The organism is Rhodoferax sp., from assembly GCF_030646845.1.
GTDB lineage: Bacteria > Pseudomonadota > Gammaproteobacteria > Burkholderiales > Burkholderiaceae_C > Rhodoferax.
This window is the reverse complement of record NZ_JAUSLE010000025.1, coordinates 1-12539: the sequence shown is the minus strand read 5'-3', so window position 1 is coordinate 12539 and position 12539 is coordinate 1. Positions and strand designations below refer to the sequence as shown.

General features: G+C 61.0%; 7 protein-coding genes. 1 reads left to right on the top strand and 6 read right to left on the bottom strand.

The genetic code is table 11. The features are described 5' to 3' along the window. Positions 1 to 13: 13 nt before the first annotated feature. The 6 genes from Q7T10_RS06595 to Q7T10_RS06570 form a co-directional block, all read right to left on the bottom strand. Positions 14 to 1345 carry a multicopper oxidase domain-containing protein gene (locus Q7T10_RS06595; RefSeq protein WP_304747031.1) on the bottom strand — a complete coding sequence of 444 codons (1332 nt, stop codon included), beginning with the start codon at positions 1343 to 1345 and terminating at the stop codon, positions 14 to 16. Positions 1346 to 1382: 37 nt separating this feature from the next. Continuing rightward, entirely contained in the window at positions 1383 to 2573 is a 1191-nt protein-coding gene (locus Q7T10_RS06590; protein WP_304747030.1) for a multicopper oxidase domain-containing protein, read from the bottom strand. Between the two features lie 61 nt (positions 2574 to 2634). Beyond that, positions 2635 to 7842, bottom strand: a complete 5208-nt coding sequence (locus tag Q7T10_RS06585) for a choice-of-anchor Q domain-containing protein (protein WP_304747029.1) — start codon at positions 7840 to 7842, stop codon at positions 2635 to 2637. A 395-nt stretch (positions 7843 to 8237) separates the two neighbouring features. Beyond that, complete coding sequence (locus Q7T10_RS06580) at positions 8238 to 8957, bottom strand: PEP-CTERM sorting domain-containing protein (protein WP_304747027.1); 720 nt, start codon at positions 8955 to 8957, stop codon at positions 8238 to 8240. Between the two features lie 250 nt (positions 8958 to 9207). Next, a complete protein-coding gene (locus tag Q7T10_RS06575) occupies positions 9208 to 9387 on the bottom strand; it encodes a hypothetical protein (protein ID WP_304747025.1) in 180 nt (59 codons plus the stop codon). A 51-nt stretch (positions 9388 to 9438) separates the two neighbouring features. Next, complete coding sequence (locus tag Q7T10_RS06570) at positions 9439 to 10053, bottom strand: lytic transglycosylase domain-containing protein (RefSeq protein WP_304747023.1); 615 nt, start codon at positions 10051 to 10053, stop codon at positions 9439 to 9441. A 404-nt stretch (positions 10054 to 10457) separates the two neighbouring features. Here Q7T10_RS06570 and Q7T10_RS06565 point away from each other — a divergent pair. Next, positions 10458 to 12539 (top strand): Ig-like domain-containing protein (locus Q7T10_RS06565; protein WP_304747022.1); only part of this gene is annotated, 2082 nt, incomplete at its 3' end.

Below are 12539 nucleotides of genomic sequence, written 5' to 3'. Positions count from 1 at the left end.
TATCTCCCCTTGATTACGGAATGGTCACGCTGGCCGGTTCGATGATCAGCATCGACATCATGCCGCCGGGGAAGATGTCGTTATTGACGATCTCCCGCTCGTTGTGCGAGTGCCACATGTGGAAGTAGCCCGCGTTCTGGTTCAGCACCACCGATCCCGGTGGCAAGGTACCGAAGCGACCGAGGTAAGGGCTACCACTGTAATGTGGGCCGACGGTGATGTCCTGCAGATTGGGCAGCACCACCGGAATCGGCTTGTTATGGTCGGCGCACCACTCCCTGGTGGCAGTGTCGAAGCCGTTAACGTCCGGCGTGCAGGTATGCGCAAACTGCGCCGTCGTGCCATAGATGTCCCAACCCAGGCCCTTGCCGGTCCACTCAAAAATCGCGTCGTAGGTTTCGCCCGGCACGGTGCGCAGAGTGAAATCCGAGACCGCGAGATCCGGCCCGGCGCCCGGCGCGCTTTCCAGCACCCGGCCATCCCGTGCGATGACCCAGAAGTTGTTGCCGTGGGTGTGGAACGGGTGCAGGTCGCGCCCGCCGCCGACCATGCGGATCAGCAGTTTCTCGCCCGGATGCATGCGCGGCATGCTGTTGTAGGGCTGGGTGGGCAGCCAGGGCACACCAGCTTCAAGCATGGTGTCCGGCGCGTTGCGGCCGTTGATGAACCAGTACACCGGACGGTAGTTGCTTGTGTCCACCACGGCGAGCGGGTTGGACATCAGCTGCTCATGTATCAGCGGATCGATCTCGGTGAGCACGAACAGATGCTCACGGGCGAACGCGGTATCCGGATGGACGTACGCTTGATGCAGCGGGTCGGCCACACCAGACGGGCGAACGATCAGCGCTCCCACCAGCCCCATCTCTACCTGGACCGCCGGCTGGGTGCCGCTGTGATACTGGTAGGTGCCGGCATGGGTCGCGGTGAAGGTGTAGCTCACCATACCGGGCACGCCGCCACTCATCGCCGGGGCTTCTTTTGTTATCAGGCCGTCCGTTCCACCGCTGGTGGTGACACCCTGCTGGCCGGGGAAAACGATCGACACCGGCACCGGCAGCGTATTGCTCAGGTTGATGGTGACGGTGGCGCCCTGGTTCACGATCAGGGTCGGCCCGGGGTACTGCATGACGCCCGGGAAGTTCCCCTTGTCGTCCGAAGCGTAGCCCCAGTTATAAATGCTGTTGCCATCGCCCGTGCTGATGTGATCCTCCTTGGCCGTGAGGTTGAAGACGGGCCCGGTAATACCGTCAATGGCAGCCCAGGCCGGCAGCGCGGTAGCCGACAGCAACAGGGTGATGACGGCAGTGAGCCATCGTGCGAGCGGGAAAATAGTCTGGTTCATGTCGTCTCTCCTCTTGCTTCGCTGAAGTTCGGTCCGGCTACTGGACAACGATTTCGGTCATCATTCCGCCGAAATCCTGGTCGTTGTTGCTCAGGTAATTGAGATTGGTGGTGTAAAGAAAATAGGTTCCTGGCGTCACGCCAGCCGTATCGACGATTACTTCTGACGTCTCGCCGCCGCCCAGGGTGACCGAACCGGTGTCGTAGTAAAGGTTCTTGCCGCCGGGGCCGCGCGCGATGTGCGCACCGCCGCCCACCACGCGCATCGGCAGACCGAGCGTGGTCACCGTGTAGTAGTTGGTCACGTTGAGATTGGACAGCCGCAACAGGATTTTCTCTCCCGCTGTGGCCGTGATCAGCGCGCTGATCTTTTGCGACTGGTTGTCGTTGTTGATGCTCGCGCCGTCGACTGTCGGCGACGGCAAGGGGCCCGGGTTGACGGTGTCGGGGTAACCGCGGCCGTTGAGCGTCGCATAGGTGTCCTTCATCTCGGCAAACGGCAGCGGCTGTACCGATTCGCTGGCGTCGTGGAAATTGTGGTCCACCGAGCCGAGCTGGATCGGGTAGGACTTGTGGTAGCCGGTGGATCCGTCGCCGTCGTTGTAGGCAAACTTCGAGTAGCCCGCGATGGTCGTGCCGTCCTGCGCCGGGCGCACATAGATCTGGCCGAGCATGCCCATCTGCATATGCTCGGTAGCTTCCATGTGGCAGTGGTAGATATAGGTACCGGGCTCGGTGACGTTGTAGAAGTAGGTCACACTCGACCCCATGTTGATCCCGAACGAACCCTCCGGCATGCCGTCGAACACCGGCGCCTGGTTGGGAAAACCGTGAAAGTGCACGGTGTGCGGGTCAAACAGATCAGGACGGATCACCATGCCGACGTTGGTGAGGGTGAGATAGAACTTGTCGCCCTCCTTGAGTTCGATGGTCGGCGCGGCAAAGTTGGCGGCCAGCAGCCCGGTGCTGATGGCCTGTGCCGGGAGCACCCCGGTGAGGTCGGAAAAACCGAAACCATACAGCGGCTTGCCGTCGGCCATGGTGGAGAAGCCGTCACCGGCCCCGAGGTGCTTGCACACGACGCCCGGGGTGGGCGTCTCGGGGACGCCATCGCCGTTGGTATCGCCCGGGCACTGCACATATACCGCGGCGCCAGCCTGGCCTGCCAGCAGGGCAGATGCAGCCATCGCAATTGGCAGTAAATGTTTCCGAAGGTCGCTTGAAGTCATGATGGTTCTCCTTCTGGTTTCCATATCCGCCGGGTAGTCCCGGCGGATGTTCCTTCAACTGCTAGTTGCGTTCGTCCGCACCGATATCGGGGCTGGAGATCGGCCGCGGCTCGCCGTCGTAGTCGCTCGTCGGCACCCCGCTCTGCATCGTTCCCGTGGCCAGGGCCGGCGAACCCGCGCTGAGGTGGTAATCACCGGTCGGGGTGTGCGGGCCGAAGCGCACGTCGATGAAGTTGCCGCCCTCGTCGAAGGCCGGTGCCGTGGCGATGCTGGTGGTCAGTTCAGGCTGCTGAATGGTCTGGCCCTGATCACCGTTGGTGTACTCCGAAACGAACATCGGATCACCCGTGATGTTGTTGGCACCGCCATAACCCGTCAGGTCGGTGAGCAGGCTGTAGCGTGGGCTCAGCTGGTGCGCCGGGCTCGACGTCCCCAACACTGCAAGGTCCGAATACACCGCTGGTTGACCCGCACCGATGTTCGGCACCAGCCCGAAGGTGGCCGGATCGGTCGTGTTGTCGATGGCCCAGTAGAACGAGCGGTTGTGCCAGACGATGTTGTTGAACAGCGTCGGGTTGGAGAACTCGAGCTTGTAGCCAGTGCCCGCCCCAATCGTGTTGTACAGCAGGGTGGTATGGGCACGCGACACGATTCCGGCTGGCTGCGGTGTCGACAGGTTTGGGCTGTTGGGTGCAAATGCCGCCCCCGCCGTTGCCGTGCTGTCGTTGTTGGCAATGGTGTTGTTGCTGATATTGGCGAGCACGGTGTCCTGCAGCGAGATGCCGCCCCCCGCCATGCCGGCGATGTTATCCACCACCATGTTGTTCACCACGTTCAGCCGGTACCAAGTGGTCGAGTTGCCGGGCGCCCTGCGCACATCCATCCCGTTGACGAATTCGGCACGAATGCCGCCGCCGTCGCCCGCACCGGCCTGATTGCCCTGAATCAGGTTGGACGACACGGTCACGTTCCCGGTACCAGGCGAGGGGCGTGGTGTCGTTGTCGGAACCAAGGAAGCCTGGCCACCGATGTAGATACCGCCACCTGACACGCCCAGCCCCTGGTTGAACGACTGGTTGAAGAGCAATTTGTTGTTGGCAATGGTGCCGTTGTTGCTGCGGCCCAGATGGCCGATGCCAGCGCCATTGCCCAGGGTGTGATTGCCGCAGATGTAGTTCTGGCTGACCTGGTAGTTGTGGCTGCCGGTGCACAGCGCCACGCCGCCGCCCGCTTCTCCTCCACCGCCGTTCTGCGCGATGTGGTTGTGGTGGATGCGGACGAAGTCGTTGCTGGCGTTGGTATAGCCGCCATACTGGGGGTCGTTGATGGCTTCGACCGTGGGGTTGATCAGGTTCGGATGGCCGATGCGGATACCGCCGCCGTAGGTGCCGTAGTTGTTGACGATACGGTTATTGCTGATCTCCAGGTAATTGGCATGGCCGTTGGCGAAGATGCCGCCACCGTGATCGGCGCCGGTGATGGTCAGGCCGTCGATGCGCGCATTGCGGGCGTTGTCGAACGCTTTATCGCCAAACTCCTTGGCCACGACCATGATGCCCGGGCCCTCTTCGGTATTGAACAAGCCGGGCTCGTTGTTGGGCGCGTTGATACCGGCTTCCTGTCCCGGCAACAGGTCAAAGGAGTTGGCAGCCAACAGCTGATTCACCTTGTTGCGCCAGGCCTGCAATTTCTCGGCCGGATACTTGGCTGCATTGATGATGGTCGAGGGCGCACCCCAACCCTGCAGGCGCACCTTCTTGTTCATGATCACCATTTCCTCATAGGTTCCCGGCGGCACCAGGATCAGGTCGCCGCTGTTGGCGCTGTCGATCACCTGCTGAATCGTCTGCCCCGCCTGCACCACGCGTCGTGTCGGGCTGTCGACTGGCGGGGTGACGGCGTTGCCGTACTGACCCACCGTCAGGGTGATGCCACTGATGCTGGCCTTGCCGTCGCTACTCACGACCTGGAGCTGACCATTGCCAAGGGGGGTAGATCCCGGCACCCGCACGACAATCATGTCGTTGCTCCAGCTGCCTGGATCGACCGGCAGGGGAACGCCACCGAGCGTCACGCTGCCCTGTGTGGCGCCAAAGCCGTAGTTGCGCAGAATGGTCCTGGCATTGGTTCCGTCGTAGGCCGGATTGGCCACCTCCACCATGCCGGCCGAAACGAGGCGCACGCGATGTTGATTGGCTGCCGCCACCGCATTACCCTGGTCGCCCACGTAGGGGCCGCCGAAGCTGCTGCCAGCCGCCGTGATGCCTTCCGCCGAATAAATCATCGGGGTGCTATCGCCCACCTCGCAGTCGACCGGGAACTGCCCTGCACCGGCGAACGCCGCCACCGGCATGACCGGCGTGTCCAGATAGGTGGTCTTGCCCGGCAGGTACTGGAAGGTGTAGCAGAACTGGCTGTACTGCCGGTCGAAGTAGGGATCAATGATCATCTGCCCGAACGTCGGTGAGCCGACACGGGTATCCTGGATCGGGCCCGGATGGTTCATGCAGGTGGTCACCATGTTGGGCGACACGCCGGACGGGAACGGAATGTTCACCGAATAGCTGGATGGCACCAGCGCGTTATAGGTGCCCCACTGGTCGGAATAGACCCGCGAAAGCTCACGGCCGGTCCAGTCGCGGATCGACACCGGCAGATGAGGCGGCGCGTGTTTTTCGCCAAAGGTCGGTGCGTTCGGATCGAACTCGTTGGCGGTATCGTCAAGAATGAAGCCGACGATGTGGCCCGCCACTGGCACTTCGGTGAACATGAAAAAGTTGACGCCGGCGTTCTTGGCCTGCGCGACATCAATCGACTTGCGGTCACACAGCGGTCGGGATTGACCGGCGTAGGCCGAAGCCACGCCCGGCATCAGATCAAGTTCAGCAGGGACGACACGAGAGTCACCCACGCAGACCGGTGGCAACAGCAAGGGGCTGGGCGTGTAGCTGTCGCCGAAATCGACGTTCTTGTCCTCTTCCTTCACGGTTTCGTAGCCGGGCGGCGTCACCGCCTCGACGATATAGGTACCGGCTGCCAGCTCCGGCTTACCCGCGCCGCCGCCGAAGGCATAGCCGCCGTCGAACACGGCCGGACGCAGCTGGTTGAAATTGCGCAGGCCGTCGTAGCAGTCGGTGGTCACGCCGTTAGAGACAAACGTTGCGCCCTGGCAGCCAGCGGGTACGTTGTCGTCCCAGCTATCGGTGGTGGCGACGTCGAAGGCATCGCCCTTGTCGAAGGCGCCATTGCCATTGCGGTCTATGTCCTCCGGCCCCTTGGGCGCACTGCCGTCGCTCCAGCCGAAGGGGTAGTTATCCACATCGGACAGGGTGACTGATCCGTTGCCGTCCAGGTCATCGATCACATTGTCCTTGTTGAAATCCTTATACAGGTTGATCTGCACCCGCGGAATGCCGGGCTCCCAGTTTTCGGCGGCGGCATAGCGCGGGTCTTCCTCGGCGCGCACCGTGGCGTACTGGACCATGCCGGAAACGCCACCATTCTCACCTGGGCTGTAAAGCGCCTTGCCCCATTCGATGAGGTTGGTCTGACCAAGGAAAGTCGCGATGCCCTGGGTCAGAATCGGCCCGGTATCGGTACGCGACAACGCATTGCCGGTGTTGGGATTGGTCCTGAGCCCGCCTGCAGCCGGACACTCCGGCACCCCGGCGTCCACATCCGCCTGCATGCAGTATTGAAGTTGCGGAGTGAGTGTGTTACGAGATGGCATGGTCCAGCCACTGTCAGCCGCAACCGGCCCGCCAGTGTCGACAACAGCAGTCATGCCGGTCGCCTTGAAGCGGGCAAAATCGACCTCGGCGACCAGCCAGTTGAAGAAGGGGAAGATTTCGGTGAATTCGGCTTCGCCCTGGGCGTTGGTGGCGGTTGCCTGGTAGATGCTGCCATCGCGGAAGCGCAGATTCAGCGCCTGGTCCGAAAGACCGACCTCGGTCGAGTCGCGGAAACCGTTTTTATTGGCATCGAAGAAAACGCGCGCCTTGAAATGCCCGAACCAGTCGAAAACCGGCACATCGAGCAAATCAACCACGCCGCCGCCCGCCGGCACTGTGACGTTGGTTGAAGCGATGATGCGGTCCAGGAACTCGTCCCAGATGACCAGTTGATAAATACCGGCCGGCACGTTGGGAATGGAGAAGGTGCTGTCGGCATTGCATTTGCGGGAGTAGATCCCGCGGCTGCTTCCCGCGACCGGCAGTTCATTCAACCCCACCCAGCAATTGGGCACCGGGGCGCCGTTGTAAAAAGCAAAATTGGGTGGGCGCGACATGTGCTGGTTCACGACCTTGCCGGTGATGGTGCTGCCGCCACTCAACACGCTGGTATCGTTAAGCGTCCTCACAAAACCAAAATCCACATGGTGCCCGGGTGGCCCGAACTCCTGGAAGAAGCTCGGCTCATTGGCCTTCACCCAGGCGTCGATCCCCTTGGTCCCTTCGATGGTGGAAGTCTGGTGCCAATCGGAACCAGCAGGCGGCACCACCTCCACGGTGTACTTGGCGGGCGCCAGATACTTGACACGTACCACGCCGTCCGGACCCGACGCCATGAATCCGTTGCCGACAGCCAGCACCTTCGGCGTTACGCCATCAACCTCGAATATGAAATTGCCGTTGACGTCCTGCTGGTAGGTGGTCCCGACCGGATTGCCGAAGGCGTCCTGGGTCACCTGGCCGCCGGATTGCCCGTAGGTGCCGCCTGCTTCCTTGAGAATGATGCTGAAGCCCGCCAGCCCTACTTCCTGCGGCAGATCGGGTTTGCCGTTGATCGGCTGATTGTCATTGAATACGAACACTGAAATCTGCGCGGTGGGAATGGGCGTCTTGTTGACCACAATGGTCACTTCGCTTTGTCCCGCTGCCACCGGCGCACCGCCCATCTGGTAGCCGCCGCCGTCGGGCAGTACCGAGACGTAATAGCGCTTCGCCGTATCCAGCACCAGACTGGTTGGATTGGGGCCTTTCGACACCGTGCCCACCCGGCCAGACGCCACCACCGGCATATAGCTGGTGTGGAAGTTCAGCGACAAGTTGCCGGCCCCCGCCGGCAGACCCGGGATGGATTCCTTGGTGGCATCCTCCTCCACCAGCCAGCGGAAGTCGGTCACCGCAGCGCCGCTCGGGTTGACCACGTTGATCGTCAGCGCCTGGGCGTTGAGGGCATGAAAAAGGCCCGCTAGCAACAGCAGTGACAGCAACAGGCGCCACACGTGGTATGCGCCGCTAGATTGTCTCAAGGTATCGGTTTTCATCGCGTCCTCCCCGGCTCGTATCAATATGAATTGAGTTAACTTGTGACCTCGCGTCCTTGCCAACACGAAAGTCACCAAAAGTTACGACTGAAGTTTAGTGACGCTACAGCCATATTTCAGCGGGGCGAAACCTGTACTCCGCTGCGGCCAAGTCTGCATTCGAGCGGCGGGTTTCACTGTAGGAAACAGGGGGGACGGTAGCGTGGTAACGCAGGAAGCGGGAATGCGTTACGGATCACGATGCACAGGTGAAATCTCACACGCCTTGGGTCAGCGTCTGTGTGAAGAAAATCTGATGAAGGGGGTTGCAGAGCGACGGCAGCTCTTGTCTGCGGGTGACGCCAGCGACGCGTGCCAGCATCGCCCGACGTATCTGTCTGGTATCTGGAGCGTGCCTAGGCCTTGCCGCGGCGGGCGAAGCCGAGGCCAAGCAGGCCCAGGCTGAGCAGGACCAGGGAGCCTGGTTCAGGTACGGACTGAACCTGGATGTTGTCGATGCCGACCGCCGAACTGCTCGTGCCATTTGCTTCAGTAAGGCCGAAGGCCAAATAGACGTTGCTCGCGCCGGCCATGCTGAAATTCACCACCTGGTTGAAATTACCCTTGCGGCTGGCTTCATTGCGCAGCACATCATCGAAGCTCAGCAATTCGTCAATCTGGTTGTCCGAACCGTCCAGCAGCAGCACAAAGAAATCGTCGGGGCTGCGCGTCCCTGCAGTCCCGGGAGCCTGGTTGGTATCGAACGCGTAATCGAAACCGATAGCCAGGCTATGCAGCCCCCCTCCCCACAGCCCAAGATCAAACTTGGCAATCGACAGTGCGCCAATGCTCTGTCCATCAGGTTCTAAGCCTAGATTGCCGGCGTTATCGCCAATCACCAGGAAGCGGTTGGTACTTGAACTGGCACCAAAAAAGAAATCGAAGCCAGCATTCACAGCGGTGTTGATGGCGTTGCTGGCCAGTCGAATATTAATGGCACTGGCTGTGGCCTCTCCGCCCAGAATTGTCGTGTAGGTGGCGGCGTTGTCGTTGAAATCCTCGTTCAGCAGCACGGCTGCAAACACGGGTTGCCCCAAGCCGGCCAGCAACAGCGCTGCGACCAGGTAATTGAACATTATTCGGAGGCTACACCCGAATCGGCTGCAGGGGCGAAATAGACTCAATGCATTGGTTTTCATCGTGCTCTCCCGTACTGGTGTCAACTCAAATCAATTGCATCGCCGCTGGCCCCAAAGCCCGCGCCGGACGCATCCGTAGCCTTAACTCTAGAGGAAGGAAAAATAACTGCACTGGAGTGAACCCCTCACTTCGCTACGGACAAGCCTTTATTCGAAGTGGTGGGTTTCACTGTAGTCCAGTACCGAATCAGGACTGCGTTCGCCCTGACCCAATGGAATTCACGATGATCAGGGTGATGAAGCGTGCCCGCAGCCAGTGCTTGAGCAGGCCGACAGTCTTCGCTTCGATCGACTCGCCTTTCACCATGAAATGGTCCGCGCCGCTGAGGAACGTGACATTGTCTTCAACAATGGGGGCATTGAACACGACGGACGAGCACTGCAAGTGAACCCGCGAGACTCCGTGAACCACAGCTGGTTAAAAATCGGTTTGATAACGCTGGTAGAAATCCAGAACTTTTGGCACGTAGGACAGAGTTTCGCTGTAGGGCGGGATGCGGTTGCCATGCTTCATCACGGCATGTTCGCCGGCGTTGTAGGCAGCGAGTGCCAGACTGACGTTGTTGTCAAACAGGCGTAGCAGATCCCGCAAATAGTGGGCGCCGCCATCCAGGTTTTGCCTCGGATCAAACGCATCGGCCACGCCATAGCGTTTCGCGGTTTGCGGCATGAGCTGCATCAAGCCGGTCGCCCCTTTTTTGGAGACCGCCTTCGGGTTGTAGCGCGATTCCACCGAAATCACCGCATGGAGCAAGGCGCTTTCCAGGCCGTAGGTTCGGGACACCTCGTTGACAACCTGGTCGTAGCCAGCCTTTGCAGCCATGCCTGCAATGCCCTTGCGACTTTTAGTCAGGGGCGCTGTGGTAACCGCTAGCTTTGTCGCCGAGATCAGTACGGTGTAGCGGTCATCCGTCGGCACATTGCTGAGCGACACCGTACCATCGTCAGCAGTGTAGGAATAAATTTCCGCCCATCCCGGCCGGCAAAGACTGCATCCAAGCAGCAGCCATATTCCCATGTGTTTGCGTGTCATCATCAGCCAAGCCTACGCAGCACGCCCCAGCAGAGCAATACGCTGAACACTGTAAATTTGCGGGCGCAGGAATACTTAGCGCCAACAATCTCGGACACCCGCGCCGCAGAGTTGTACATCCAGGTCAGCAGCAGTCGATCGCGTTGAGTATCTTGCTTCAACGGTTCTTGATGCTCGTGAGCATCGGCATGCCGAGCGAAGCGCATGAGCTGCTTGCCGGGTACGGTGGAACTAGGGTAATTGCCCTGGGCAAATACACGGTATGCCCTACATGGTGCGGCAGATGCCTGTGGTCGAATAAACGTCCGTCCACTGCGATGGTCGGAGGACACGCTCACGTGCCCGTGTCCACCTCACAGCGGCGCGAGTGTCAATGTGTGGCCACACTTTAGGAGTCACAAGCGATGAAGAAAAAAGCGTCCGGGCCCAACATCTCCCCGACCGGCTGGCCGAAGCTGAGTATCTGGATGGCACGTCTCGCGCTGGCCGCCCTCGCCGCCTGCGCCACACTGGTTCACGGGGCGGGTTCCTCGGTCGTCTTCCACGCGCCGGCTTCTGTCGACCTGCCGGCCGGTGGCGTCGGAGATCGCATTGCCGTCGGCGATTTCGATCGGGACAGCAACCTCGATCTGGTGACCACTCCCGACTTTTCTGCACCGGAATCCTATCCAAACGTGGACGGCGTCACCTTATTGTTCGGCGACGGTCAGGGCGGATTTCCGCAGACGGGTGGTTTTCTGGCCGGCGAGTACTTGACCGGCATTGCCACGGCTGATTTCAATGGCGATGGCATTTCAGATTTGGTAACCACGGAAGGTTTCGACGGAGCAGGTCAGAACGTACCAGTCGGGCTTTGCAACAGTGTTGGGCCCAGGGTTCCAGTGTTTCTGGGCACAGCCAATGGAAGCTTCACACAGCAACTGCCTTGCCTGTCTGCAGGCCGCCGTCCCGGCGCAGTGACCACGGGCGACTTCGACGAGGACGGCATCACCGATCTGGTGGTGACGATATCCAGCGCCGACGTCAACACGGTCGACAGGGACACATACTTCCTCTCTGGTAACGGCAACGGCACCTTCGCCGCAGGGCAGGTATTTTTGACCGAGAAATCCAATCACATCACGGTGGCGGACTTCAACCGGGACGGTCACCTGGATCTCGCTATGCCCGGCGCGGTTTATTTAGGCACAGGGCGTGGCACATTCGTGGCAGGGCCGGTGACCGGAGGCGGCGAAGCCGTGGGCGACATTAGCGGTGATGGCATTCCGGACTTGGTGTCGATAGGCACGAACAATCTCTACACGCCAGCCGACGATGTCGTCCGCGTGGGTCTGGGGCAGCCCAACGGCAGCTTCATCGCGTTCGGCGCGTCCTTGCCGACCGGTGCAGATCCCACTGTGGAGTCACACCCCATTGCGGTTGCCATCGCGGACCTGAACGGGGATGGTTACGGCGACATTGTCGTCGTCAACGGCGAGACCGATGATGTGGCGATTTACCTGCGCGATCCGGCGGGGACCTTCCATCCGCGCCAGAATGTGTCCACCCGCGCCACAAACTCGCGCGGCACCTTCAACACCAGGCCAAAAGGACTGGCGATCGCGGACTGGAACAAGGACGGCCACCCGGACATCGTGGTGTCGAACTACAATCCATCGGCTGACGGCACGCCCAACGATGGTACCGTGACGGTGCTGATACAGGATGCCGTCGCCCGGCCGGCGGCGGCTGACGACATGGCCGTCACCCCCGAAGACACCGTGGTGCTGGTCGACGTCTTCCCCAACGATTTCGACCGAACCGGCATGCTCGACCCGGCCACGATCACAGCAGTCAGACGTCCCGCCCATGGCAGTGCTGTGAATGCCGGCGGCGGCAAGTTCTCCTACACCCCGGCGGCAGGTTTCGCGGGCGTAGACGACTTCACCTATACCATCCGTAATAGCGGCGGCGCGATTTCGAACATCGCCACGGCCACGGTCATCGTCAAACGCAGCAACAAATTGCCGGTCGCCCGCAATGACACGGCCGCGACGCCTTCCAATGCATCCGTCACGATCGATATTCTGTCCAACGATTACGATCCGGATGGCAACCTGCTTCCCGGCACTTTGACGCTGCTGTCGCTCCCCGGCAGCGGCAGCGCAAGCGTCAACCCGTTCACTGGCGCTGTTACCTACCAGCCCAGCATGGCGGGCACCTATAGCTTTACCTATACCGTGCAGGACAACGGCGGTGCCGCGACCAACGTGGCCACAGTGACCGTGACCGTGACCGTCACCTCTGCCAACACGCCGCCGAAGGCGGTGAACGATAGCGCGACCACCGCAGTCAACACCGCCGTGGCCGTCAACGTGCTGGCCAACGACAGCGATGTCGACGGCACGCTCAATCCGGCCTCGGTCACCTTGGCCACGCTGCCGGTCTCCGGCAGCGCCACGGTGAATGCGACGACCGGGGCGATCAGCTACACCCCGCCCGCCAGC

Bases quoted from the DNA above. Each gene is read 5' to 3' on its own strand.
- Q7T10_RS06585 (WP_304747029.1), bottom strand. From the start codon at position 7,842: ATGAAAACCGATACCTTGAGACAATCTAGCGGCGCATACCACGTGTGG.
- Q7T10_RS06570 (WP_304747023.1), bottom strand. From the start codon at position 10,053: ATGACACGCAAACACATGGGAATATGGCTGCTGCTTGGATGCAGTCTT.
- Q7T10_RS06590 (WP_304747030.1), bottom strand. From the start codon at position 2,573: ATGACTTCAAGCGACCTTCGGAAACATTTACTGCCAATTGCGATGGCT.
- Q7T10_RS06595 (WP_304747031.1), bottom strand. From the start codon at position 1,345: ATGAACCAGACTATTTTCCCGCTCGCACGATGGCTCACTGCCGTCATC.
- Q7T10_RS06580 (WP_304747027.1), bottom strand. From the start codon at position 8,957: ATGTTCAATTACCTGGTCGCAGCGCTGTTGCTGGCCGGCTTGGGGCAA.